The following is a 24,745-nucleotide window of genomic DNA, read 5'->3' on the forward strand; positions in this document are numbered from 1 at the left end:
GGCCGGGCAGACTTGCCCGGCGGTCAATAAAAACAAGAGATCAGACCATCATGACTACCCTGTCGCTCGAAGCCGTTTCGGCGGTGCGTTCCAACGCCTACCGTAAAACCGCCTGGCGCCTGATGCCGTTCCTGATGCTGTGCTACCTGTGCGCCTACCTCGATCGCGTCAACGTTGGCTTTGCCAAACTGCAAATGATGAACGATCTGGCGCTCAGCGAAACAGTCTACGGGCTGGGCGCGGGCATGTTCTTCATCGGCTACTTTCTCTGCGAAGTGCCCAGCAACATCATCCTGCACAAGGTCGGCGCGCGAGTCTGGATCGCGCGCATCATGATCACCTGGGGCATTGTTTCCGCCCTCTTCGCCTTCGTCGAAACCGCCTGGCAGTTCTACGCCCTGCGCTTTCTGCTGGGCATTGCCGAAGCCGGCCTGGCGCCGGGTCTGCTGCTGTACCTCACCTACTGGTTTCCGTCCTACCGGCGTGCGCGCATGACGGTGTTGTGGTTCATCGCCATCCCGTTGTCGGGCATGGTCGGCGGTCCGCTCTCCGGCTGGATCATGAACCACTTCGCCGGTATGCACGGCTGGGCCGGCTGGCAATGGATGTTTGTGCTGGAGGCTGTGCCTACGGTGGTTGTCGGACTGCTGGTGCTCAGCTACCTCAAGGATGGCGTGCATCAGGCCAGTTGGCTCAACGACGACGAAAAAGCCCTGATCGCTCGTGAGCTGGCGGAGGACGACCAGCAGAAAGTGACGCATGCGTCCGTGGGCGAATTCATTCGTGACCGTCGCCTCTGGCTGCTCGCGGGGATCTATTTCTGTGTGGTGATGGGGCAGTACGCAATCACCTTCTGGCTGCCGACCCTTGTGCGTAATGCCGGGGTCTCCGATCCGATGAAGATCGGCTTGCTGACCAGCCTGCCTTACCTCTGTGCCATCGCCGCCATGTTGCTGGTCGGACGCAGTGGCGACAAACATCGCGAACGCCGCTGGCACCTGATCGTGCCGATGATCGCCGGGGCCATCGGCCTGACCCTCGCGGCGCTGATGGGAGGCAATGTGATGCTGTCCATTCTCAGTCTGTGCCTGGCGGCTTCCGGCATCCTGTCCGCGACCTCGCTGTTCTGGATGCTCCCCACCACGCTGCTTGGTGGTGTCTCCGCCGCGGCAGGCATTGCCGCCGTCAACAGCTTCGCCAACCTTGCCGGTTTCTGCTCGCCCTACCTGATTGGCTGGATAACCACACTCACAGGCTCCAGCGCTATCGGCATGTATCTGATCACCGGCGTGCTGCTGATCGGCGCCTCGCTGGTCCTGCGCATTCCCGCTGCCTTGGTCAATCGTTGATTCACAGGAGAATTCACCATGACTGCCAACCTTTCATTCACAACACCCCAGACGCTGGCCGAGCGCGCCCACAACATTCGCCGCCATGCCTTGCGCATGGGGCAGGTGCAAGGCCAGGGCTACGTCGGCCAGGCCCTCGGTGCGGCGGACCTGCTCGCGGTCGCCTACTTCCATGCGCTGAGCTATCGCCCCGAAGACCCGGCGTGGGAGCCGCGTGATCGTTTCTATCTGTCGATCGGTCACTATGCGATTGCGCTGTACGCGGCGCTGATCGAAGCCGAGATCATTCCGCTCGATGAGCTTGAAACCTACGGCTCGGATGACAGCCGATTGCCGATGTCGGGCATGGCCGCCTACACGCCGGGCATGGAAATCACCGGTGGCTCGCTGGGTCAGGGGCTGGGCATCGCGGTCGGGGCCTGCCTGGGTCTCAAGCGCAAGGGCTCGACATCGTTCGTCTACAACCTGCTGTCGGACGGCGAGCTGAACGAAGGCTCGACCTGGGAAGCCGTAATGTCGGCCTCGCACTGGAAGCTCGACAACCTGATCGCCATCGTCGATGTCAACAACCAGCAAGCAGACGGCCATTCCAGCGAGATCCTGTCGTTCGAACCCATCGTGGATCGCTGGAAAGCGTTTGGCTGGTTCACCCAGCGCGTCGACGGCAACGACCTGGACGCACTGGTCGAAGCCTTCGATGCCGCCCGCCACCACCCCGGCACTCAGCCACGGGTGATCATCTGCGACACCACCATGGGCAAAGGTGTGCCCTTCCTCGAAAACCGCGAAAAGACCCATTTCATCCGTGTGGACGAACACGAATGGGATCTGGCACTGACCACGCTTGAAGAAGGAAAAAACCAATGAGCAACGCCGCCAACACACCGACCTCGACTGGCGAACCGATCAAGAAGCGCCTGACCACCTCGGCGATGATTGCCTCGATTGCCTCTGAAGGCCAAGCCACCCGCTCAGCACCTTTTGGCCATGCATTGGCTGCACTGGCGGATCAGCGTCCGGACATCGTCGGCCTCTCCGCTGACCTGTCCAAGTACACCGACCTGCACATTTTCGCCAAGGCCCACCCGGATCGTTTCTATCAGATGGGCATGGCCGAACAGTTGCTCATGAGTGCGGCCGCAGGCATGGCCCGCGAAGGCTTCGTGCCGTTCGCCACCACGTATGCGGTGTTCGCCTCGCGTCGCGCCTATGACTTCATCTGCATGGCCATTGCCGAGGAAAACCTCAACGTCAAAATCGTTTGCGGATTACCCGGCCTCACCACCGGCTACGGCCCCAGCCACCAGGCCACCGATGACCTGGCGATCTTCCGGGCGATGCCCAACCTGATGATCGTCGACCCTTGTGACGCCCTGGAAATCGAACAGGCCGTGCCCGCCATTGCCGCGCATCAGGGGCCGGTCTACATGCGGCTGCTGCGCGGCAACGTGCCGCTGGTGCTGGATGAATACGGGTATCAATTCGAGATCGGCAAGGCCAAGACCCTGCGCACCGGTAACGATGTCCTGATCATCTCGACCGGATTGATGACCATGCGCGCATTGGAGGCTGCCAAGGCGCTGCAGACCGATGGCGTCGATGTCGCCGTGCTGCATGTGCCGACGATCAAACCGCTGGATGAACAGACCATTCTCGCCGAGGCCCGCAAGTCTGGCCGGCTGGTGGTTACCGCAGAAAACAGCTCGATTATTGGCGGGCTGGGTGAAGCGGTTGCCGGGGTACTGCTGCGCAACGGAGTGACGCCGACATTCAGGCAGATCGCATTGCCCGACGCCTTCCTCGACGCCGGTGCATTGCCGACACTGCATGATCGCTATGGCATTTCCACCGACGCCGTCTGCGCGCAAATCAAGTCCTGGCTTTGACTGCTGGCTGATCGGGGCGCTTACGGATTAGCGCCCCGATGAGGTGTATTCCCCCTGGCCGATCCGCCTGGCATCTCGTCGAACCGCCTGCGGCGGAACGCCAAACCCTCGCATGAACACTTCGCGCATGTGGCGACGGTCTCGAAACCCCGTTTCCTTCGCCACGCGATCCAGGCTGTGACGACTTTGCTCGATCATCACGCGAGCGGCCTCCAGACGCAGGCTTTCAACAGCCTTGGCCGGTGACTGGCCTGTCTCGGCAGTAAATACCCGGGTGAATTGTCTGGGACTCAAGTGCACGACGTCGGCAAGTTCCTCCACGCTGAGCGGGCGGTCCAGGTGCGTGCGCGCATACTCCAGCGCGCTTTGAATACGGTCCGACTTTGGAGCAAGCGTAAGCAGTTCCGAATGCTGGGATTGCCCACCCGAACGCCGTTGATGCATGACCAGTTTGTGCGCCACCGACCTGGCCATGTCGGTGCCCAGATCCTTTTCCACCATGCCCAGCGCCATGTCCAGCGCGGCTGTCATGCCTGCCGACGTCCAGACGGGACCGTCGACGATGAAGATGCGGTCTTCCTCTACCTCGATTCTTGGATGCAGCTCACGGAGCTTGTTCGCATAGGCCCAGTGGGTGGTCGCCCTCCGATCGTCCAGAACCCCAGCCTGCGCCAGAACGAACGAGCCGGTGCACAGACCTGCTGTGCGTCGGGCTCCATCGACGAAGGCGCGCACACTGGCCAGCACTTCTTCATCTGGTGGATTCAACGGGGTCAGCGTACCGGTAATCATCCACGTGTCGGCCAATCCCGGGGTGCCCAGAGGGAGCGTGTCGATGTACATGCCCAACGAAGAACGCACGGTCCCACCGCCGATCGAGAAGTTCTGGACCTTGTAGAGCTCTTCCCCCGCAACGATGTTGGCGAACTCGAATACAGCCTGGGTTGCCAGGGACATCACCTGAAAACCCTCGGTAATCAGATAGCCGACGCGATGCATGACTGAACTCCTTTTTGAATGTCCTTAAACACTACCATATACGTCGTTTAAGACATCAGTCCCCTCCTTCATCATGGCTCCACACACAACCCACGGAGCTTGATCATGACGCAACAATACAAAGGCACTGCGCTCATCACCGGCGCGTCCACCGGCATCGGCTCGATTTACGCCGAACACCTTGCCCGCCGGGGTTACGACCTGGTGCTGGTGGCGCGCAACCGCGAACGTCTGAACGCACTGGCCAGCCGCCTGACCAGCGAAACCCGGCAGAACATCGAAGTGTTGCAGGCCGATCTTGGCCGCCCCGAGGACCTCGCCAAGGTAGAACGCAAGTTGCGTGAGGACGCCAGCATCACTTTGCTGGTCAACAACGCCGGCATCGGCACCCATACCGGCCTGCTGGAGAGTGATGTCGAGCGGATGGCCGAGATGATCACGCTGAACGTCACCGCCCTCACCCGCCTGACCTACGCCGCGATTCCAGGTTTTGTCGCCCGTGAACAAGGCGCCGTGATCAATATTTCCTCGATCGTCAGCCTGGCGCCGGAGCTGCTCAACGGCGTGTACGGCGGCAGTAAGGCCTACGTCACCGCGTTCACCCAGTCCCTGCATAAGGAACTCTCGGATAAAGGCATCCGGATCCAGGCTGTCCTGCCCGGCGCAACCGCGACGGACTTCTGGCAAATCGGTGGATTGCCTGTCGAGCATCTGGATCCGGGCATCGTGATGTCGGCCCAGGACCTGGTCGCCGGCGCTCTGCAGGATTTCGACAACGGCGTACTGATCTCCATCCCCTCGATGCACGACCTGCAAGGTTACGAGCGTTACGAAGCCAGCCGCCAGGCCTTGTTCTCCGAGCTTTCGAGCAACCGGCTCGCGCCGCGCTACAACGCCAACTGATCGCTATCAAAAGGATATGAATCATGAAACTCAGCGCTAACACGATCTTCATCACCGGCGGCACCTCCGGCATTGGCCGCGCTTTGGCCGAGGTATTTCACCAGCGCGGCAATCAGGTCATCATCGCGGGCCGTCGCCAGGCCCTGCTGGATGAGATCGCCCAGGCCAATCCCGGTATCGACACGGTCCAGCTGGACATCAATGACCCGCAGCAAATCAAGGACGTCGCCCAGGAAGTCATACGCCGCCACCCCTCGCTGAACGTGATCATCAATAACGCCGGGATCATGCCGTTCGATAATCCAGCCTCGGGTGATTACGACGACGAACAGGCGGTGAGTCTTTTGCAAACCAACCTGCTCGGCCCGGTGCGTGTCAGCGCCGCATTCGTCGAACACCTCAAGCGTCAACCCGAAGCCTTCATCATCAACAACAGCTCCGTGCTGGCCTATCTGCCACTGGCTGCGACAGCGTTGTACTCGGCGACGAAGGCGGCCATTCACTCCTACTCGCTGTCGCAACGCTTCACCCTGCGCGACACCCGCGTAAAAGTGCTGGAGATCGCGCCGCCATGGGTCGACACCGACCTGATTCACAAAAGCGGCGATGAACGCGCCATGCCGCTCGACGAATTCATTCGGGAAACCCTGGAAAAACTCGAAACGGCGACCACGGAAGTGTTGGTGGATCGGGTCGTCCCGTTGCGAGCCAACCAAGGCATTAATGAGCACGCTCTGATCAATCAGTTCAATCAGGCACTGGAGGAGAACCCGATTCCGGTCGCCTGAGTTGAAGCCATCTGTCGTCAACGCTGCCAGCCCTCCCTGATGGAAGGCTGGCAGTTTTGTATTTTCCGCAAAATGCGGAAAGTCTTCCTGCGATCTGCTTCTGTCTGAAGAAGGTCTTCGTGCATAGCCTGTCACTGCCTTCTCGCGCTCACTGATTTATCGCGACTCGTGCTTGAAGGCTCCTCATATCACTGGCGCTCAAGGACTTGAACATGAACAGATTATTTAAAATCGCAGGCCTGGCCCTTGCGGTATCCGTAAGCGGCCTGGCCGTAGCGCAAAGTGATACGGGCAAAGGCGCCGGCATCGAACGTGTTTACGCGTTCAACGGGGCCATGCCGACAGGCGTGACGGTGACCGAAACCGGCCGTATCTTCGTGAACTTCCCCCGCTGGGGCGATGACGTGCCCTACACCGTTGCGGAAATTTTCAACGGTCAGCTTGTGCCCTACCCTGATCTGAAAACCAATGTCGCGGATCCGCAGAACCCGGCCAAGGGATTCATCAGCGTGCAAAGTGTGGTTGCCGACGGCAAAGGCCGCGTCTGGGTGCTCGACACGGCAGCACCGAAGTTTTCCGCACCTCAGGCGGGCGGAGCCAAGCTGGTGGCGATCGACCTGGCCTCCGACAAGATCACAAAAACGATTGTGTTCCCTGACGACGTCATCCTGCCGACCACCTATGTCAATGACGTGCGCTTTGACTTCCGTACAGGCAAGGAAGGGACCGCCTACATTACCGACTCTTCGGTCAGTGGTCCTGGCGGCATCATCGTGGTCGATCTGGCGAGTGGCCAGGCAAGCCGCAAACTGACTGGCGCCCAATCCACCTCGGCCGACCCGTCCTTTATCCCGAAGGTTGAAGGCAAGCCCGCACTGGTGACGCGCGACGCTCAAGGCAAAACCGGCCTGTTGACGGTGGCGTCTGACGGTATTGCCCTGTCCAGTGACGGCAAGACGCTTTACTTCTGCCCGTTATCGAGCAGGCATCTGTACGCCGTGCCGACTGCCCTGCTGCGTGATCCGGGGGTGAGCGATGCCGAACTGGAAAAAGCCGTCGTCGACCTCGGTGAAAAAGGTGCTTCCGACGGTCTTGAAGCCGATGCCGACGGTGCCGTGTACGCCGGTGACTACGAGCACAACGCGATTCGCAAACGCCTGCCGGACGGTCGCTGGCAAACGCTGGTCGAAGACTCACGAGTGCTTTGGCCCGATACGTTGTCGATCGGCCCGGACGGCTATCTGTATTTCACCGCCAACCAGCTTCATCGCTCGGCAGGTTTTAATGACGGTCAGGACAAACGTGTCAAACCGTACAGCCTGATGCGCGTCAAGATCGGCGCCAGGCCTGCAGCGACGTACTAAAGAAACGTCAGAACAATGAGGTGTGGCTCAAAAGCCTGAACCTGACGCGGCACTGCAGCCTCGTCAGGTTCTCATTGAGCTACGTAACGTTCGAATCGTTGCGCCAGGAAAGCCCTCAAGGCCTGTACGGCAGGTGTGAGCGAGGTGCGATGGGGGCACACGAGTTGGAGCGGTGCCGGCTGTCCGACGTCTGCCGGGAAAAGCTCCACCAGTCGACCGCTGCGCAAGTCATCCAGCACATCGATTTTCGACCTGTAGACGATTCCGAAACCGGCAACCGCCCAGCGCCGGACGATATCGGCATCATCACTGACCCGGTCGCCCGTCACCTGAACGGTCCTGACACCGTCCGCCGAATGAAAGCTCCAGCGTTCGTAGGTCTGCTCCCCCATCACAAATCGAAGGCAGTTATGGTTGCCCAATTCTTCAGGTGTTGCTGGCCGGCCGTGGCGGGCCAGATAGTCCGGCGAGGCGCAGACCGTTCTTCTGTTCGACGGCGCCAGGGCCAGAGAGACGAGGCTGGAATCGGCCAGCAACCCATAACGGATACTGGCATCCAGTTGTTCGCCGACCAGGTCGGCAACCTGATCGCTGACCCGTAACTGCAACAGCACCTTCGGATGCAGCTGCTGAAACTCGTCGAGCCATCGCAACAGCACGTTTCGGCCGATATCCGATGGTATGGACAAGCGAATCGTGCCAGCGATTTCATCGCGACCTTCACTCAGTGCGATCTCGCCATTTTCGAGCGCTTCGAGTGCCTGCCGGGCATGGGAAAGATAGCGTTCGCCATCGTCCGATAATCTCAAGCGCCGGGTCGAGCGAACGAACAACCGTGCTCCAAGACTGCCTTCAAGACGCTGAACCGCTCCGCTGGCCAAGGCTGGAGAAATGTCCAGCAATCGGGCGGCGGCGGAGAAACTGCCGGCCGCAGCCGTGGTGACGAATACCTGAAGGTCATCTACGCGGACTATTTTCTTCACGATCACGAAATTCTGTAGGGTGCGGACGAAGTTTTTCAGCGTAATGGGAAAAATGATCATTGCCCAGCCGCCGCTCAGACGCCGGCGCTGTTAGCCATTAGTCTAATCAGCCCAGGCACCGACGTAATCACTGCGCGAGCCATATCTGTCACAAATCCCACTTCCCCTGACAGAAAAACGACTTTCAACCGCATTTCAATATCGCTTGCAGCCTGACAGGCGCAAACCGTCCCCCGATCCGACGCTGCGCTGAGCAGCAAACTACACTTCATGCTGATTTAGTGATTTAACTAGGTAGTTACCTAACTATATAATGCACGCCTCATTTCAACGGGACATTCAACGTGAAGCAGAGTCAACGCCTCTCGGGCATATCAACATTCATTCTGGTCGGGCTCGGGGTGATCATCGCCCTGCTCGGCCTGGCACTGGCTGCTGGCGGTGTGAAATTGGTCAGCCTGGGAGGCTCCTGGTACTTCCTGGTGGGTGGTCTGGTAATGGCCGTTTCCGGTCTGCTGATCGCGCGGCGCAAGCCTGCCGGGGCCTGGCTGTTCGCGGCGTTTCTGGTTGGGACCGCCATCTGGGCCGTGATCGACGCAGGGCTGGTGTTCTGGCCAGTGTTCTCGCGCCTGTTCATGTTCAGCGCGGTGGGTCTGGTGGTCGCGCTGGTCTATCCGCTGCTCAAACGCGCCAATGGTGACGTTGCGGGTCGCGGTGCTTACGGCGTTGCGGCTGTTCTGGCCGTTGGACTGGCCGTGGCTGCCGGCAACATGTTCGTTGCGCACCCGACCGTCGCCCCTACCGGCACCGGTCCGGGCCTGACGCCGGTCGAGCCGGAAAAGGCGCAGAAAGACTGGGCGCACTACGGTAATACCGAAGGCGGCAGCCGCTTCGCCGCGCTTGACCAGATCAATCGCAGCAACGTCGACAAGCTGAAAGTCGCGTGGACCTACCACACCGGCGACATCGCCGAGAGCGATGGCAACGGTGCCGAAGACCAGCTGACTCCGCTGCAGATCGGCAATAAAGTCTTCATCTGCACCCCGCACAACAACCTGATCGCACTGGATGCCGACACCGGTAAAGAACTCTGGAAAAACGCGATCAACGCTCAGTCCAAAGTCTGGCAGCGTTGCCGTGGCATGGCGTATTTCGACGCCAGCACCGCCGTCGCCAAACCGGCCAGCTCGCCAGTGACTGAAACCCCGACCGCTCCGGTCGCCAACTGCACACGTCGCTTGCTGACCAACACCATCGACGCCCGCCTGATCGCGGTCGATGCCGACACCGGCGAGTTCTGTCGAGGCTTCGGCAACAACGGCCAGGTGGATCTGAAGGCCGGTCTGGGTGATGTGCCGGACAGCTACTATCAACTGTCCTCCGCGCCGCTGATGGCCGGCACCACCGTGGTGGTTGGCGGTCGTGTGGCTGACAACGTGCAGACCGACATGCCGGGCGGCGTGATCCGTGGTTTCGACGTCATGACCGGTGCCATGCGCTGGGCGTTCGACCCGGGCAATCCAACCGATCGCAAGGCACCCGCGGACGGCAGCACCTATGTGCGCAGCACGCCGAACAGCTGGGCGCCGATGTCCTATGACCCGGCGACCAACACCGTATTCCTGCCGATGGGCAGTTCTTCCACTGACATCTATGGGGTCGAGCGCAGCAAACTCGATCACACCTACGGTGCCTCCGTCCTGGCGCTGGACGCCAACAGCGGCGAAGAAAAGTGGGTATTCCAGACCGTCCACAACGACCTCTGGGACTTCGACCTGCCGATGCAGCCAAGCCTGATCGACTTCACCAAGGACGGTAAAACCGTACCGGCGGTGGTGATCGGCACCAAGGCCGGGCAGATTTACGTGCTCGACCGCGCCACTGGCAAACCGTTGACCGACGTTAAAGAAGTGCCGGTCAAGGCTGCCAACATCCCCAACGAGCCGTACTCGCCGACCCAGCCGAAATCGGTGGGCATGCCGCAGATCGGTGCCCAGCACTTGACTGAATCGGACATGTGGGGCGCCACCCCGTACGACCAACTGCTGTGTCGGATCGATTTCAAGTCGATGCGTTACGACGGCTTGTACACCGCGCCGGGCACTGACAAATCCCTGAGTTTCCCGGGTTCGCTGGGCGGCATGAACTGGGGCAGCATTTCTACTGACCCGGTGCACGGTTTCATCTTCGTCAACGACATGCGTCTGGGCCTGTGGATTCAGATGATTCCGTCGCAGAACAAGGCTCAGGCCTCTTCCGGTGGCGAAGCGCTGAACACCGGCATGGGTGCCGTGCCGCTCAAGGGCACGCCTTACGCCGTGAACAAAAACCGCTTCCTGTCGGTTGCCGGCATTCCGTGCCAGGCCCCGCCGTTCGGGACGCTGACCGCCATCGACATGAAAACCCAGAAAGTCGCCTGGCAAGTGCCGGTCGGCACCGTTGAAGACACCGGTCCCCTGGGCATCCGCATGCACCTGCCGATCAAGATCGGTCTGCCAACCCTCGGCGGCACGCTGTCGACCCAGGGCGGCCTGATCTTCATCGCCGGCACCCAGGACTTCTACCTGCGCGCCTTCAACAGCGCCAATGGTGAAGAAATCTGGAAAGCGCGTCTGCCGGTCGGCAGCCAGGGTGGCCCGATGACCTATGTGTCGCCGAAAACCGGCAAGCAATACGTGGTCATCACCGCCGGTGGCGCTCGCCAGTCGACTGATCGCGGTGACTACGTAATGGCTTACGCCCTGCCGTAAACCGTCGCGTTCGCCTCCGTTTCACTTGTGCGCGGCACCTTCGGGTGCCGCGTTGTTTCATGTCCTTCGCTCTGGATTTGCGCAATGTCATTGGCTGTTCGCTTTTCTCACGCCGGGGTTTTCACCGGCATGCTGTTCGGTCTCACCTGCGGCGCTGCCCTGCCCGCCCTTGCCGATACCGATTCGAACGTATTTACCCGCAGCACCCTGACCGGCGACTGGGGCGGCCTGCGTCACCAGCTCGACGAAGACGGCATCAAGTTCACCGGTGATTACACCGGCGAAACCGCCTACAACGCCGACGGCGGCCTGCATCGCTCGGCGCGTTACTCGCAGAACATCAAGCTCGGCGCACAGTTCGACCTGAGCAAACTGTACGGCGTGGACAACGCGGGCAAGATTCAGCTGACCATCAACGACCGTCGCGGCAACAGTGCTTCTGAAGATCTTGTCGGCAACCGTCTGCCGATCCAGGAAAACTACGGTGGTCTTTACACCCGCCTCACCGAACTGAGCTACGAGCGCAGCCTGTTTACCCCGGCACTGAACGTCAAACTCGGCTACATGGCCATGGGCAACGACCTCGGTGGGCTGGACAGCGGCATTCTCTGCAACTTCATGAACGCCGGTTTCTGCGGCCATCCGCTGAACATGTCCGGTGGCAGTGGCTGGACCAACTACCCCAACGCCCACCTGGGTGTGCGGGTGAAATATGACCTCTCCCCGGCCTGGCAACTGCGCGTAGCCGCGTTCAATGTCGATCCGGAAAGCAACGGCAATTCCAGCCGTGCCTGGCACCTGGGCCCGAAACACACCACCGGCACCGTGGTGCCGATCGAACTGGTCTACAAGCAGGCCGGCAAACTGCCCGGCGAGTACAAGCTCGGGTATTACTACGACAGCTCCGACGTCAAACGCATCGGCAGTGACAAGGAAGTGTCCGGACGCGGCGGTCATTACGTCCTGATCGACCAGGCCGTCTGGGCCTCGGAGACCTCCGAAGGCCGCAGCCTGCACGCCTTCGGCCAATACTCGGCGGCCAGCGAGGCAGCTTCGCCGTTCAGCAAGTGGTACGGCACCGGTCTGGTTCTGTACAAGCCTTTCGAAGGCCGCCCGCGTGACACCGTGGCGCTCGGTTACGGCCGAGCAGTGCCGAACCCGCGCAGCCGCGATGTGCTGCAGGACACCGCCATGGCCAATGGCGCCGCGTTCCCCAATCTGGACAGCGCCGAACAATTGATCGAACTCGGCTATGGCTACCAGGCCACGCCTTGGCTGACGCTGCGCCCGAATGTGCAATACATCATTGAGCCGGGCGCGTTTTCCGGCCAGGACATCGACAATGCGTTGGTGTTTGGATTGCAGGTGAAAGCCGCGCTCTGACACCATCATTTGCCGACCACAAAAAAAGCACTCGAAGGTGCTTTTTTTGTGCGTGCCGCCAACCGAATCAACCCGCGAAGTTGGCCCGCGCTGCGTGCAGTTTCTTGTAGCTCTCGATCAGGCGCAGATGCCGATCCAGCCCTTCCAGCTTCATGCTGGTCGGCGTCAGGCCGTAGAAGCGCACAGTGCCGTTGACCGAGCCGATCGCCGCATCCATGCGCTCGTCGCCGAACATGCGGCGGAAGTTGGCTTCGTAGTCTTCCAGCTGCAGATCCTCATCCAGCTCCATTTCCAGCACGACGTTGACCGCTTGATAGAACAAGCCGCGCTCGACGGTGTTGTCGTTGTATTGCAGGAAGGCTTCGACCAAATCCTTGGCCTGCTCGTACTTCTGCAAGGCGAGGTAGATCAGCAGGCGCAGTTCGAGAATGGTCAACTTGCCCCATGGCGTGTTGTCGTCGAACTCAATGCCGATCAGCGTGGTGATGTCGGTGTAATCGTCCAGCTCGCTGTGTTCCAGACCTTTGGCGAGGTTGCGCAGGCCGACTTTGCTGAGGTTGTGCAGGTTGAGGATGTCGGCCCGGAATTGCAGCGCTTTGTTGGTGTTGTCCCAGATCAGGTCTTCTACCGGATAGATCTCCGAATAATCCGGCACCAGAATACGGCAAGCCTTGGCGCCGATGTGCTCGTAGACCGCCATGTAGACTTCCTTGCCCATGTCTTCGAGGATACCGAACAGCGTTGCGGCCTCTTCGGCGTTGGAGTTTTCGCCGTTGCCGGAGAAGTCCCACTCGACGAATTCGAAGTCGGCCTTGGCGCTGAAGAAACGCCACGACACTACGCCGCTGGAATCGATGAAGTGCTCCACAAAGTTGTTCGGCTCAGTCACGGCCTGGCCCGAGAAGGTCGGCTGTGGCAGATCGTTGAGACCTTCGAAGCTGCGGCCCTGCAGCAACTCGGTGAGGCTGCGCTCCAGCGCCACTTCAAAGCTCGGGTGCGCGCCGAACGAGGCGAATACGCCGCCGGTGCGCGGGTTCATCAGCGTCACGCACATCACCGGGAATTCACCGCCCAGCGACGCGTCCTTGACCAGCACCGGGAAGCCCTGCTCTTCCAGCGCCTGGATGCCGGCGAGGATGCCCGGGTATTTCGCCAGCACCTCTTGCGGTACATCCGGCAGGGCCATTTCGCCCTCAAGGATTTCGCGCTTGACCGCCCGTTCGAAAATTTCCGACAGGCACTGCACCTGCGCTTCAGCCAGGGTGTTGCCGGCGCTCATGCCGTTGCTGAGAAACAGGTTTTCGATCAGGTTGGAGGGGAAGTACACCACTTCGTTGTCCGACTGACGCACGAACGGCAACGAGCAGATGCCGCGCTGGGTGTTGCCAGAGTTGGTGTCGTACAGGTGCGAGCCGCGCAGTTCGCCGTCGCGGTTGTAGATGCCCAGGCAATATTCATCGAGGATTTCCGCAGGCAACTCATCCTTGGCGCCGGGCTTGAACCAGCGCTCGTCCGGGTAATGCACGAACTCGGCATTGGCGATGTCTTCGCCCCAGAACTGATCGTTGTAGAAGAAGTTGCAGTTGAGCCGCTCGATGAACTCGCCCAGCGCCGAGGCCAGCGCGCCTTCTTTGGTCGCGCCCTTGCCATTGGTGAAGCACATCGGCGACTGCGCATCGCGGATGTGCAGCGACCAGACGTTGGGCACGATGTTGCGCCACGAAGCGATTTCGATCTTCATGCCCAGGTCGGCCAGAATCCCCGACATGTTGGCGATGGTCTGTTCCAGCGGCAGGTCCTTGCCGGCAATGCAGGTGCCCGCGCCTGAGGTGGACGCCGGCATCAGCAGGGCCTGGGCATCCGCGTCGAGGTTCTCGACTTCCTCGATCACGAACTCCGGCCCGGCCTGCACCACCTTCTTCACCGTGCAACGGTCGATCGAGCGCAGGATGCCCTGGCGATCCTTTTCGGAAATGTCCGACGGCAGCTCGACCTGGATCTTGAAGATCTGGTTGTAGCGGTTTTCCGGATCGACGATGTTGTTCTGCGACAGACGAATGTTTTCGGTCGGGATGTTGCGGGTGCTGCAGTACAACTTTACGAAGTAAGCCGCGCACAAGGCCGACGACGCCAGGAAATAGTCGAACGGACCCGGTGCAGAGCCATCGCCCTTGTAACGGATCGGTTGGTCGGCCACCACCGTGAAGTCATCGAACTTGGCTTCGAGTCGGAGGTTGTCGAGAAAATTGACCTTGATTTCCATGCGGGTTACCAGAATAGCGAGCTAAACAAATTGGCCGCCATTATCCGGCTTTTGAGCGTGAAGTCTTGTGCTTTGAGCAATCAATCCTGAGCCGGCCGGCGGAACATGACGCTTGTTCACACATTCAACTCAGCACATGCGCTCAATCGCCGGCAGCCGATCCGCGTGACCATGGCGTCACCTTCCGCCAATCCTGGTTGCTGACACATGATGGTTTTATCCAAGCCGCGCCTCGCGCTCGCCTTAATGATTGGCGGGCTCGCCGACACCGCGTGCGCCAGCGGATTTCTCGACGACGCCAAGACCGAAGTGCTCAGTCGCAATTTCTACTTGAGCAACGATTACCGCTCGCCCTCGCCTGCCGGAAAAAACTACAAACAGGAATGGGCTCAAGGGTTTATCGGCACTTTCGCATCCGGTTTCACTGAGGGAACCGTCGGGGTTGGTCTCGATGCCCACGCCTTTTATGGGCTGAAACTCGATGGCGGCAAGGGGCATTCCGGCACCGGACTTTTGCCGGTGGACAGTGATGGCCGTAGCGAAAGCGAATACTCCAGCGCCGGTGGTGCGCTGAAGTTGAAGACTTCGAAAACCACCCTCGCCTTCGGTGAAATGACCGTGGAAACGCCGGTGTTCGACACCTCGGACAAACGCCTGCAACCGGAATACGCCACGGGGTTGCTGCTCGACAGCCACGAGATCGATAACGCGCGCCTTGTCGCCGGGCGCTTCACGGCATTCAAGAACCAGGACAGTTCTTCCGGCAAAGGCGACTTTCAGGGCTATGGCGCCAGCACCCAAGGCGAAAGCATCAGTTTTGTCGGCACCGACCTGTTCAGCGACAGCCCGGTGGGCGGCGCGCTGTATGCGTCCGATCTGAGCGACACCTGGCGCCAGTACTACGCCAACCTGCATTTCAAGCAGTCCGGTCTGTTGCTCGACGCCAACGTCTACCACACCCGCGACACCGGGCAGGCATTAGCCGGCGACATCGACAACACCGCGTTCAGCCTCTCGGGCAAATACACCGTTGGCGCCCACGCGGTCATGCTCGGTTGGCAACGCATCAATGGCGACACACCCTTCGATTTCGTTGGTGGCGACTCGATCTACCTGGCCAACTCGATCAAATACGCCGACTTCAACGGCGCCCACGAACGCTCCTGGCAAGCACGTTACGACCTCGATCTCGGCGCCTTCGGCATTCCGGGGCTGAATTTCATGACCCGCTACGTTTCCGGCAGCCACATCGACGGCACCCACGCGCCCAAGGGCGGCGCCTATAACCCGTTCGACGCGGATTCCGGTGGATATCAGCCTCAGCAAGGGGACGGCGGCAAACACTGGGAACGCGACATCGATCTGCGTTACATCGTCCAGTCCGGCGCAGCCAAGGATCTGTCGCTGCAGCTGTCCCACGTTTCGCACCGGGCCAACAGCGCTCAGGCGGGCGACGACATTGACCGGATCTACGTGGTGATCCAGTACCCACTGGGTTTTTAACAGAAAAGTTCTCTACGGTACTGTTAAGGCCATGAAGACCCTATTTAGGGAGTCGAGGGTTGACTTGAAAAAAGTGTGGGAGCTTTAATTTGCAAAACTGGAAGAAGTAAATTATTCAGCATCTCTTGAGACCATTCAGACAGTGTTAGGTCAGGTGAGTTAGTAAGCTCAAGCAGTGCGATGTGTGTTCGGCATAGCAAGGGGATCGAATTTATATTCAGAATTTTATCCAAGAATACACGCGCGCGAGCAGTGTCAGATTTAAGGTAGGTCAGTATGGACAGTGTTATTTGTTCAACAATGCCGGACTCATGGCAAATAACTGATTCATTCGGCGCGGCTTGTTGAATCTTTATTGCTTTGGATTCCTTGCTTGCAGGATAAATTGGATTGGAATATGTACCAATTTTTAGCAAGATTCCTTCAGCACTGTTCAGCGACTCATTCATGCCTGTATTTATTTGTAACTCTGCCAAGTGCGAAAGTATTTCCCAGGGTGCAAAGTCACCAGTCATACCCATGAGTTCAATTTTGCCTCTTACAATTTTTGGCGGCTGCCCCTTTGCCAATACTTCAAAAACGTCTTTTTCTAACATGCGCAGCGTAGTTGGTAGTCCATCTTCATTGAATACCGTGAACTCTTTTCCTTTGCTTGGAGTGTAAGTTTTAGGTTGTATTAATATAAGCTTACCTACCGCGTCTGTCAGAAGTTCCTTGTTTTTGCAGCCGACCTGCCACAGTGCGTGAGCAACAGTTATCCCACCTAAGGGTAGGTGCTCCACTACGCCGACCATCCAATTAATCGCATTCTTAGTCTGAGTGGTAAAGAAAGGGATTATATTGTGTTCCAACACCCTTGATATTTCACTTGCTAACAGTGCAGGTTGGCGCACGTAGAAAACATGCTCATCTGTGATGTGGTGAATTACTTCGGTAAGATAACCATTATCAATCAGATAGCTCTCTGCTGAGGTGTCTATATTTCGTCGAAGTGTCTTCTTTCGAATGATAGGTGTCAGATTTAATTCGTCCGCTAATGTACGATGAAGGCTCTTGTCTTTTGCTTCTTCAATAATTGCAACTGCCAATGCGTTAAAGTATTCACGAACTTGAATGTCGGGAAACCGTTCTCGTGCAAACGTGATTAAACCCATGCCAGATAACGGAGGGATATGAATCTCAGTGAAGGACTTCCTAGCATTATGCATTGCGGATGCACAAACGGACCTTATAATCCAAGGCTGCCGGTACTCACTGCTAAATTTAGCTCCTTTCATAAAAAACATTTTTTTCTCTTCAAGCAGGCATTGAGCGCTTGCAAACTCTTCATTATCAAGGCTTGAAAGTTTTATTATGGATGCTCTGCCTCCTATAGTTGTTTTGCCTCGTCCTTTGTCTGTGGAAAGCCTAGTCGCAACAGATATATCTAACGCGATGATTATTTTCAATCGAGGGCCAAACATACTGCTGGACAGCTCTTTTATTTCTTTCTGGATCCCCTTTGATTCGTTACTCAATCCGTCAATGACAAGAACTAACTCTGGTCCGTCCGTTTTGGATAGCCTTTTTAGCCACGATCGTGCCTCATCAAGTGTCAAAGTCCAGTTCAGGGAGTCTTCGAGCGTATCAGCCATGGTCTGATAAATGCTGGAGTGGCCGTCATTGTGTATATAAAGTGTTGAGCGTTGATCGCTGTTGGAAGTCAATATGCACAACTCGCGCAAAACACTGCTTTTTCCAGAAAGGGAAGCCCCCTCCAAAAATACAAGGCGTTCTCCATTATTAAGTTTCTCAAGCAGTCGTACCGTTGCTGCGCGCTTGATTAAAAAGTTTCGAACGAACGGTTGATTTAGCTCTGACAGATCCCCAGTCAACTCTTCCAAAGTAAACTCAGTGGTTTTTCTGATGGCCTGCATCCAGAAGTTTGGATTTGTACCCATCAGTGTTTCGATAGCAAATTTCATATCTGAACGGGCGGCACGAAATGCACTATCCATCAGTGCTTTCAATGACTTTTCAGTGACCTCCAGTGTTTGCCAATACTCTCCTGTTTGCGTTTCGAGAAAAACATTCTCTTCACCGTTTGTAATTACGACAAGAGGTGCAGCCGGAAAGAGTGCGCGCGCATATGATAGGCCTTGACTACCATCCTCAGTTGTAAGCTTGACTCCAGGGCGCTTTAGTTCCAGCACCGCTAAAGGCTTATCTTTCCAAAAAATAATTACATCGGCGATGGCTTGAGCGGAAAAAGGCTGAGCCCCATCGATTTCAATTGTCCTGTGTCCAAAATTAAATTTAAACCTGACTTGGTGGCGAATTGAATTACTAGGCAGATTAAAGAAAATACGTTTGATCACGGCGTGTATCTGTGCTTCGAGGTCCGTTTCTGTTGGTGTGCGAGTCACTGTCTTGATACCCATCGCCGCGGCGCTTCCTTGTCATATATCTTATCTATTAAATCGAGATTTTAATAAATTTGGATTTTTAGAAAAGCTTAGGTGCAGGTTAATTTTTGCACCTGAAGCCGTCTACAAGATGTTATTCGATTTCAATGGCATAGGTGCATTTGCTCGATGCATTCAATAAAAATGGCGGAAGGCAGCCGGAGTCGAACCTGCCCGGGAACGGATGCCGTCCCCAACCGGGTTTGAAGCCCGGCCGCGCCACCGGGCGCGATTGCCTTCCTTGAACTCAGTCCGCGCCGGGGTTGGCCAGCGCACTGTCGGAGCGGATTTGCCGGCCTTCGCCGACGCGCCGGGTCAGGCCCAGCCGATCGAAGTATTCAAGGATCTGAATACTGCGCTTGCGTCCCAAGCCTAGCGCATCGCGGAAGGCCGTGACTTCGATCTGCGGACTTTCTTCGGCCAGGCGCAGCAGCACCGCCACCATTTGCCGCAGCGTGATGTCGGTGACAAACAGGTCGCGCACCACTTGGTGCATTACGCCAAGACGCGCCAGTTTGCGCAGCAACAAACGGACGGCCGCGTCGTCCTGACCGACAACCTTCGCCACGTCGCGTACCCACGGTGGATCGAAGCCGGCCTGTTCAAACAACGGCTGCAACGCCTGCCACAGGGTTTCGTCGTCGGCGCTCAGGCGCACCTGATGGTCGGGCAAATGCAGCCACGGGCCGCTGGCGACCAGTGAGCCGGCGCCGAGCAACTCTTCCAGCAGGCTGATGAAGGTCGCGCGCTCAAGGCTCAAATTGCTGAAACGCCGCAGACGGTCGCGGTCCGGGCCCATCTGATCGGGCTCCAGCGCATGAAAGCGCGCCAGTTGCTCCAGCAGCCTGAACTTGAGCATGCCCCAGCGCTGCGCATTGAACAGCACCGGGCCTTGGCGGGTTTCGATCAGGCGGATGTTGTCCGGCAGCGTCCAGCCGTCACGCGGGCGATTGAACTGACGCTCCAGGCGCTGCGGATCGAGGCCGCTTGCGCTGTATTCCAGCAACGTCGGCAAGGCCTGTTCCAGCTCGGAGCTGATCGCCAGCACACGCAGTTGCGCCAGCCGTTCCGGACTGCGCCGTTGGCGGGCCGGGGCGAAGGGATCGAGCACGCGCCCGCCACCGAGCGTTCGCTGGGCGCTGGCGTCACGCAGGATCAAGGGATCACCGTGGACGCCGTGCACCGGGACGTTCGTCAGCAGTTGCGCAAACATGCGCTCGCCAGGTGCCAGACTCGGTCCCTCCAGCAAGGCGACTCGGGCGATCACATCTTGCGTGCCCAGATGCAGGTGCACTGGCTGGAAGTGCTCGAAAACCCGCTCGCTCGGTAACAGCCGGAATTCGATGTCCAGCCGCTGGGTCGGTGCGTGCAGCCATTCGGCGAGCAACCATTGGCCGCGATGGATCTGCCCGAGTTCCAGGCGATCCGCGCTGATATTCAGGGCCACGCGCTGGCCGGCGAAGGCTTGTTCGGCGGCCTGATTCTGCGCGTGCAGGCCCCTGACCCGCACGGTTTTGCCCGCCGGGCCGAGGCTGAGCTTGTCACCCACGACGACCGAGCCCGAAAGCGCCGTCCCCGTCACCACAATACCGGCGCCGGCGACACTGAACGCCCGGTCGATGGCCAGGCGAAAACCGCCTTTATGACTGCGCTCCTCGCCTGCTATTCCTAGCAACGCCTCGCGTAGCGCGTCGACGCCCTCGCCCGTCACGCTGGAAACCGTCAGTAACGGTGCTTCGGCATAGGGCCCGGGCGTCAGCAGGCTTTCAACCTGTCGGCGAACCTCTTCCACCCGGCCCGCCTCAACCCGATCACACTTAGTGATCGCCACCAGCGCCCGTGGAATGCCCAGCAGCTCGACAATCGCCAGATGCTCGCGGGTCTGCGGCATCACGCCGTCATCCGCCGCCACCACCAGCAACACCAGATCGATGCCCTGCGCGCCGGCGAGCATGTTGTGGGTGAATTTCTCGTGACCAGGCACGTCGATGAAACCGGTGAGCCCGGTGCCGGGCACCAGTTCGGCGTACAGATAACCGAGGTCGATGGTCAACCCGCGCTCGCGTTCCTGCGGGCGGCGGTCGCCGGATTGCCCGGTCAGTGCCTGGAGCAGTGACGTCTTGCCGTGGTCGATGTGCCCCGCCGTGCCGACGATCACGTTTGCAACTGCCCGAGTTGTGCCTGCCACGCCGGTTCATCGTCGAGTTGCCGCAGATCCAGCCACAACGCGTCGTCATCGATGCGCCCGAGCACCGGGATCGGCAAGGCGCGCAACGCGGCTTCCAGATTCAGCAGGTAACGTCCGCGCAGGCGTTTCGATACCTGCGGGCGCAGGCACAGCGCCGCGCTTGGCAGGCGCGCCACCGGTTGGCTGCCGCTGCCGATCATGCCCAAAGCGGGTTGCGCCGTGACGGTCCAGCCCTCGCCCAGCAGTTGGGACAAGGCCGGTTGCAAGCGTGCGGCCTGGGCCAGAATCTCGGCTTGCGGGCGGGTCAGCAGGCGCAGGCTCGGCAAGCGCTCGGCCAGCCGATCCGGGTCGCGATAGAGCCCGAGTACTGCTTCGAGTGCGGCCAGGGTCAGTTTGTCGACCCGCAACGCGCGTTTCAGCGGGTTCTTCTTGATCTTCGCGATCAAGTCCTTGCGCCCGACGATCACCCCCGCCTGCGGCCCGCCGAGCAGTTTGTCGCCGCTGAAGGTGACGATGTCGGCGCCATCAAGCAACGCTTGACGCACCGTCGGTTCCGCCGGCAACCCCCAGCGGGTCAGGTCCAGCAGACTGCCGCTGCCAAGATCTTCCAGCAGCGGCAGGTCATGCCGATGGGCCAACACGGCCAGTTCGGAGGTTGGCACCCGGGCAGTGAAGCCTTCGATGCTGTAATTGCTCGCGTGCACGCGCATGATCAGGCCGCTGCGTGGGCCGATCGCCGCTTCGTAATCGCGGGCATGGGTGCGATTGGTGGTGCCGACCTCGTGCAGGCGCACGCCGGCGCGGCTCATGATGTCGGGGATGCGGAACGCGCCGCCGATCTCGATCAACTCGCCACGGGAAATGATGCCTTCCTTGCGCGCGCCGAGGCTGTTGAGGGCCAGCAGCACGGCGGCGGCATTGTTGTTGACCACGGTCACGGCTTCGGCGCCAGTCAGTTCGCGGATCAGGCCTTCGATCAGGTCGTCGCGGTCACCGCGCTTGCCGCTGGCCAGATCGAATTCCAGATTCAACGGATAGCGCGCCGCGAGTTGCACCGCTTCAATGGCTTCTTCGGGCAACAAAGCGCGCCCGAGGTTGGTGTGCAGCACGGTGCCAGTCAGGTTGAACACCCGGCGCACCTGGCTGCGCTGCTTCAGGGCCAGGCGTTCAGAAACCCTTCCGGCCAGCGCTTCAGGGCTGATTTCTACGGCGGTCAGTTGCCCCGCCACCACGGCTTCGCGCAAGTCATCCAGTAACTGGCGAAACCCCGTCACCAGGGCCTCGCGCCCGTAACGCTCGGCCAATGGCTGGCACGCGGGATGGCGTAACAGGCTGTCGAGGGAAGGCAAACGCAAGGCACAGACACTGACGGACATCAGGCACTCCGGAAAAAAGCCGATGCGCCTGAGTGTAGACCCTTGCCTCATTCGTCTCCTGGCGCCAACAGCAGATTCGGCGCCAGCCGCTGATAGCCGTCCTGAGCCAGGCGCATGTCGAGCAACAGACTGCCCAGATCCGCCGACAGTGCCTCGCCTTCGCCGTCGTTTTCCAGATACAGCAACTTCAGATAGCTGTTGCAGCCCGGACAGACTTCGGCGCGCAGCGGCGCCTGATTGGCGGCGTGGCGGTCATCCTCAAGGCTCAGGTATTCCAAGCCTTTGCTCTGTTCGCAATACACGCACTTGACCCGTACCACATGCCATTCGCAGGCGCACAGCGAACACACCAGATAACGCAGGCCGTTGTGCTTGCCGCGATGGCGGATCACCCCGGCCATGGCCGGCGAGCCACAGGCCCGGCACTGGCTGAGGCTGTCGCCGGGTGTCAGTTGCAGGTTCGGTGCGCTGAGCAGCCAGTGACTCCACGCCGCTTGCAGCGCCGCCCCGAGAAACGGCACCAGCGCCGCCGGCACCAGCGAATACTGGCCGCTGACCAGCGCCACGGCCCAGGCGCGCCACTGGCCGGGGCTGGCGATGCGCAGCGTGGTCACGGCTTCGATCACGGCCGATTGCTCGGGGGCGACATAGCGCTGGAGCAAGGCCTCGAGATACAGCTGCCAGGTGTCCTCGCGAATCAGGGTGTCGGCGGCGAACGGTGGCATGCCGTGTTGCCGGCAGACTTCCAGCCGCTGTTCATCAAGCGGCGCGGTCGAGGGCGGATCATCGAGGATTTGCTGTTGGACACGGCATAAACCGGCGATCAAATGCAGGTAATCGGCCAGCGGATGACCTTCGGCCAAACGCTCCAGACGCTGGGCCCGCAGCGTGAACAGGTTGTGCGGTGGCAGGTGCAGAAACGGCGGCGAACTGGCCGCCGCTTCGATTTCTCCGGGTTCGAGGATGGTTGGCAACTGTCAGCCCTTTTTCGTGACCGGTCGCTCTGGCGGATCTTTGCTCTCCACCTCGCGATACCAGAGTGCATGGTGTTTCCTGGCCCAGGCGCGGCTGACCCAGCCGTGCATCATCGCGTCCACCGAGCCCTTGATCCAGATCCCGGCGTAGATGTGAACGATGATGCTCAGGATCAGCACAAACCCCGCCAGAGCGTGCAGCAGCATGGCCCAGCGAATCGTGGTGATGCCGAAGTAGTGACTGAAATACGCGCGCCAGATCACCAGCCCGGTGAACAGCAATCCGAGCATGCACAGCAGTAAAGTCCAGAACAGTAGCTTCTGCCCGGCGTTGTACTTGCCCACCGCCGGCACGGTCTCCTCGTCGTTGACCAGCACCCGGTCGATGCGCCGCAGCCATTTCCAGTCGTTGTCGATGAAGAAGTTCGAGCGCCAGAAGCGAAACACCAGACCGAGGAAGAACACGAACATCAGCACGCCCATGAACGGGTGCAGGATTCGCGTCCACGGCCCGCCGCCGAACAGGTTTGTCAGCCAGAACATCGACGGATGAAACAGAGCCAGCCCCGACAACCCGGCCATGAAGAACAGAATCGCCACCAGCCAGTGATTGGTGCGCTGGTTGGCGGTGTAGCGCAGGATCGTCTTGTTGCTCATGGCCGGCCCTCCCCACGTGGGTCGAAGGTGTGCACTGCCGGATCGACGACGTGCACCGAGGTGTCGGGCGGATCGGGATGTTCATCTTCCTCGACCCGGTTCGGGCCGATCCGCACGTAATGGAAGAACCCGGCCAGCACCGCCGCGCCCATGGCCAGCAGACCCAACGGCTTGCTGATGCCTTTCCACAAACCCACCAGCGGACTGATCGCGGGGTTGTCCGGCAGGCCGGCGTAGATTTTCGGGGTATCGGCGTGGTGCAGCACGTACATGACGTGGGTGCCGCCGACGCCTTGCGGGTCATACAGGCCGGCGTTGTCGAAGCCACGGCTTTTCAGGTCGACGATGCGCTCGGCGGCGTGGGTCTTCATGTCGTCCTTGGTGCCGAACACGATGGCCCCGGTCGGGCAGGTTTTCACGCAGGCCGGCTCCAGCCCCACCGCCACCCGGTCCGAACACAGCGTGCATTTGTAGGCCTTGTGATCCTTCTGCGAAATGCGCGGGATGTTGAACGGGCAGCCGGTGATGCAATAACCGCAGCCGATGCAGTGATCCTGATCGAAATCGACGATGCCGTTGGCGTGCTTGATGATCGCGCCGGGGCTGGGGCACGCCGCCAGGCAACCGGGCTCGGCGCAGTGCATGCAGCCGTCCTTGCGGATCAGCCATTCGAGGTTGCCGGCGTCGGTTTCGTGCTCGGTGAAGCGCATCAGCGTCCATGAATCGGCGCTCAGGTCCTGCGGGTTGTCGTAGGTGCCGTGGTTGTGGCCGACCTCGTCGCGCAGCTCGTTCCATTCCGAGCACGCGACCTGGCAGGCCTTGCAGCCGATGCATTTGGTGGTGTCGATCAGCTTGGCCACCTGTTCCTGGCCGCGTATTGAAGGCGCCGGCGTGGTGGTGGCCGAGCGGGCAATGATGTCTTGGCTGGCCATCTA

18 protein-coding genes and 1 tRNA gene are annotated in these 24,745 nt (G+C 59.6%); 9 read left to right on the forward strand and 10 right to left on the reverse strand.

The window, feature by feature from the left end; genetic code table 11:
- The first annotated feature begins 50 nt into the window (after positions 1 to 50).
- The 3 genes from ACTJK9_RS05370 to ACTJK9_RS05380 are packed head-to-tail and all read left to right on the forward strand — an operon-like array spanning position 51 to position 3,235.
- Positions 51 to 1,349, forward strand: a complete 1,299-nt coding sequence (locus ACTJK9_RS05370; RefSeq protein ID WP_064596576.1) for an MFS transporter — start codon at positions 51 to 53, stop codon at positions 1,347 to 1,349.
- A gap of 18 nt (positions 1,350 to 1,367) precedes the next feature.
- Positions 1,368 to 2,216 carry a transketolase gene (locus ACTJK9_RS05375; RefSeq protein WP_011334132.1) on the forward strand — a complete coding sequence of 283 codons (849 nt, stop codon included), beginning with the start codon at positions 1,368 to 1,370 and terminating at the stop codon, positions 2,214 to 2,216.
- On the forward strand, positions 2,213 to 3,235 hold the full coding sequence (locus tag ACTJK9_RS05380) for a transketolase family protein (RefSeq protein WP_011334131.1): 1,023 nt from the start codon (positions 2,213 to 2,215) through the stop codon (positions 3,233 to 3,235). Before ACTJK9_RS05375 ends, ACTJK9_RS05380 begins: the two co-directional genes overlap by 4 nt.
- A 27-nt stretch (positions 3,236 to 3,262) precedes the next feature.
- Here ACTJK9_RS05380 and ACTJK9_RS05385 read toward each other — a convergent pair whose 3' ends face one another.
- Positions 3,263 to 4,234 carry a GlxA family transcriptional regulator gene (locus tag ACTJK9_RS05385; RefSeq protein WP_440812685.1) on the reverse strand — a complete coding sequence of 324 codons (972 nt, stop codon included), beginning with the start codon at positions 4,232 to 4,234 and terminating at the stop codon, positions 3,263 to 3,265.
- Positions 4,235 to 4,339: 105 nt separating this feature from the next.
- On the opposite strand from ACTJK9_RS05385, the gene ACTJK9_RS05390 reads away from it, so the two are divergent.
- The 3 genes from ACTJK9_RS05390 to ACTJK9_RS05400 all read left to right on the forward strand — a co-directional run bounded on the left by ACTJK9_RS05390 (position 4,340) and on the right by ACTJK9_RS05400 (position 7,289).
- On the forward strand, positions 4,340 to 5,137 hold the full coding sequence (locus ACTJK9_RS05390) for an SDR family NAD(P)-dependent oxidoreductase (RefSeq protein ID WP_064381600.1): 798 nt from the start codon (positions 4,340 to 4,342) through the stop codon (positions 5,135 to 5,137).
- Between the two features lie 23 nt (positions 5,138 to 5,160).
- Complete coding sequence (locus ACTJK9_RS05395) at positions 5,161 to 5,925, forward strand: SDR family oxidoreductase (RefSeq protein WP_440812687.1); 765 nt, start codon at positions 5,161 to 5,163, stop codon at positions 5,923 to 5,925.
- 212 nt (positions 5,926 to 6,137) lie between these two features.
- Positions 6,138 to 7,289 (forward strand): L-dopachrome tautomerase-related protein, encoded by a 1,152-nt coding sequence (locus ACTJK9_RS05400; RefSeq protein ID WP_440812833.1) that lies wholly within the window; start codon positions 6,138 to 6,140, stop codon positions 7,287 to 7,289.
- 71 nt (positions 7,290 to 7,360) lie between these two features.
- Here the strand turns inward: ACTJK9_RS05400 and ACTJK9_RS05405 are convergent, their stop codons facing one another.
- A complete protein-coding gene (locus tag ACTJK9_RS05405; RefSeq protein WP_440812689.1) occupies positions 7,361 to 8,332 on the reverse strand; it encodes a LysR substrate-binding domain-containing protein in 972 nt (323 codons plus the stop codon).
- A 284-nt stretch (positions 8,333 to 8,616) separates the two neighbouring features.
- Here ACTJK9_RS05405 and ACTJK9_RS05410 point away from each other — a divergent pair, with 284 nt between their 5' ends.
- Entirely contained in the window at positions 8,617 to 11,022 is a 2,406-nt protein-coding gene (locus ACTJK9_RS05410; RefSeq protein WP_440812692.1) for a glucose/quinate/shikimate family membrane-bound PQQ-dependent dehydrogenase, read from the forward strand.
- Positions 11,023 to 11,106: 84 nt separating this feature from the next.
- On the forward strand, positions 11,107 to 12,405 hold the full coding sequence (locus ACTJK9_RS05415; protein WP_440812694.1) for a carbohydrate porin: 1,299 nt from the start codon (positions 11,107 to 11,109) through the stop codon (positions 12,403 to 12,405).
- A gap of 67 nt (positions 12,406 to 12,472) precedes the next feature.
- Here ACTJK9_RS05415 and ACTJK9_RS05420 read toward each other — a convergent pair whose 3' ends face one another.
- Positions 12,473 to 14,668: an OsmC domain/YcaO domain-containing protein gene (locus tag ACTJK9_RS05420; protein WP_440812696.1), complete on the reverse strand. Its 2,196-nt coding sequence runs from the start codon at positions 14,666 to 14,668 to the stop codon at positions 12,473 to 12,475.
- A 207-nt stretch (positions 14,669 to 14,875) separates the two neighbouring features.
- Between ACTJK9_RS05420 and ACTJK9_RS05425 the strand changes: the two genes are divergently transcribed.
- Complete coding sequence (locus ACTJK9_RS05425; RefSeq protein WP_440812698.1) at positions 14,876 to 16,171, forward strand: OprD family porin; 1,296 nt, start codon at positions 14,876 to 14,878, stop codon at positions 16,169 to 16,171.
- Between the two features lie 44 nt (positions 16,172 to 16,215).
- On the opposite strand, the gene ACTJK9_RS05430 is transcribed toward ACTJK9_RS05425, so the two are convergent.
- From ACTJK9_RS05430 to fdxH, 7 genes are all read right to left on the reverse strand, one after another.
- Positions 16,216 to 18,591: a type I restriction enzyme HsdR N-terminal domain-containing protein gene (locus ACTJK9_RS05430; protein ID WP_440812701.1), complete on the reverse strand. Its 2,376-nt coding sequence runs from the start codon at positions 18,589 to 18,591 to the stop codon at positions 16,216 to 16,218.
- Between the two features lie 169 nt (positions 18,592 to 18,760).
- Positions 18,761 to 18,856: transfer RNA gene (locus ACTJK9_RS05435), tRNA-Sec, on the reverse strand.
- Between the two features lie 6 nt (positions 18,857 to 18,862).
- Entirely contained in the window at positions 18,863 to 20,773 is a 1,911-nt protein-coding gene (gene selB, locus ACTJK9_RS05440) for a selenocysteine-specific translation elongation factor (protein ID WP_440812836.1), read from the reverse strand.
- On the reverse strand, positions 20,770 to 22,179 hold the full coding sequence (gene selA / locus ACTJK9_RS05445; RefSeq protein WP_440812704.1) for an L-seryl-tRNA(Sec) selenium transferase: 1,410 nt from the start codon (positions 22,177 to 22,179) through the stop codon (positions 20,770 to 20,772). The genes selB and selA overlap by 4 nt, the downstream gene beginning before the upstream one ends.
- A gap of 47 nt (positions 22,180 to 22,226) precedes the next feature.
- A complete protein-coding gene (fdhE, locus tag ACTJK9_RS05450) occupies positions 22,227 to 23,153 on the reverse strand; it encodes a formate dehydrogenase accessory protein FdhE (RefSeq protein ID WP_440812706.1) in 927 nt (308 codons plus the stop codon).
- A 3-nt stretch (positions 23,154 to 23,156) separates the two neighbouring features.
- The gene (locus ACTJK9_RS05455) at positions 23,157 to 23,810 is read right to left on the reverse strand and encodes a formate dehydrogenase subunit gamma (protein WP_039768364.1); all 654 of its coding nucleotides are present in this window, start codon (positions 23,808 to 23,810) and stop codon (positions 23,157 to 23,159) included.
- Positions 23,807 to 24,742, reverse strand: coding sequence for a formate dehydrogenase subunit beta (gene fdxH / locus ACTJK9_RS05460; protein WP_221397335.1), 936 nt, complete (start codon positions 24,740 to 24,742; stop codon positions 23,807 to 23,809). Before fdxH ends, ACTJK9_RS05455 begins: the two co-directional genes overlap by 4 nt.
- Between the last annotated feature and the right edge of the window lie 3 nt (positions 24,743 to 24,745).

Source organism: Pseudomonas sp. 22082, assembly GCF_052046055.1.
In the GTDB taxonomy this organism is placed as follows: Bacteria; Pseudomonadota; Gammaproteobacteria; order Pseudomonadales; family Pseudomonadaceae; genus Aquipseudomonas; species Aquipseudomonas pharyngis.

Bases quoted from the DNA above. Each gene is read 5' to 3' on its own strand.
- ACTJK9_RS05370 (WP_064596576.1), top strand. From the start codon at position 51: ATGACTACCCTGTCGCTCGAAGCCGTTTCGGCGGTGCGTTCCAACGCC.
- ACTJK9_RS05375 (WP_011334132.1), top strand. From the start codon at position 1,368: ATGACTGCCAACCTTTCATTCACAACACCCCAGACGCTGGCCGAGCGC.
- ACTJK9_RS05380 (WP_011334131.1), top strand. From the start codon at position 2,213: ATGAGCAACGCCGCCAACACACCGACCTCGACTGGCGAACCGATCAAG.
- ACTJK9_RS05385 (WP_440812685.1), bottom strand. From the start codon at position 4,234: ATGCATCGCGTCGGCTATCTGATTACCGAGGGTTTTCAGGTGATGTCC.
- ACTJK9_RS05390 (WP_064381600.1), top strand. From the start codon at position 4,340: ATGACGCAACAATACAAAGGCACTGCGCTCATCACCGGCGCGTCCACC.
- ACTJK9_RS05395 (WP_440812687.1), top strand. From the start codon at position 5,161: ATGAAACTCAGCGCTAACACGATCTTCATCACCGGCGGCACCTCCGGC.
- ACTJK9_RS05400 (WP_440812833.1), top strand. From the start codon at position 6,138: ATGAACAGATTATTTAAAATCGCAGGCCTGGCCCTTGCGGTATCCGTA.
- ACTJK9_RS05405 (WP_440812689.1), bottom strand. From the start codon at position 8,332: ATGATCATTTTTCCCATTACGCTGAAAAACTTCGTCCGCACCCTACAG.
- ACTJK9_RS05415 (WP_440812694.1), top strand. From the start codon at position 11,107: ATGTCATTGGCTGTTCGCTTTTCTCACGCCGGGGTTTTCACCGGCATG.
- ACTJK9_RS05420 (WP_440812696.1), bottom strand. From the start codon at position 14,668: ATGGAAATCAAGGTCAATTTTCTCGACAACCTCCGACTCGAAGCCAAG.
- ACTJK9_RS05425 (WP_440812698.1), top strand. From the start codon at position 14,876: ATGATGGTTTTATCCAAGCCGCGCCTCGCGCTCGCCTTAATGATTGGC.
- ACTJK9_RS05430 (WP_440812701.1), bottom strand. From the start codon at position 18,591: ATGGGTATCAAGACAGTGACTCGCACACCAACAGAAACGGACCTCGAA.
- selA (WP_440812704.1), bottom strand. From the start codon at position 22,179: ATGTCCGTCAGTGTCTGTGCCTTGCGTTTGCCTTCCCTCGACAGCCTG.
- ACTJK9_RS05455 (WP_039768364.1), bottom strand. From the start codon at position 23,810: ATGAGCAACAAGACGATCCTGCGCTACACCGCCAACCAGCGCACCAAT.
- fdxH (WP_221397335.1), bottom strand. From the start codon at position 24,742: ATGGCCAGCCAAGACATCATTGCCCGCTCGGCCACCACCACGCCGGCG.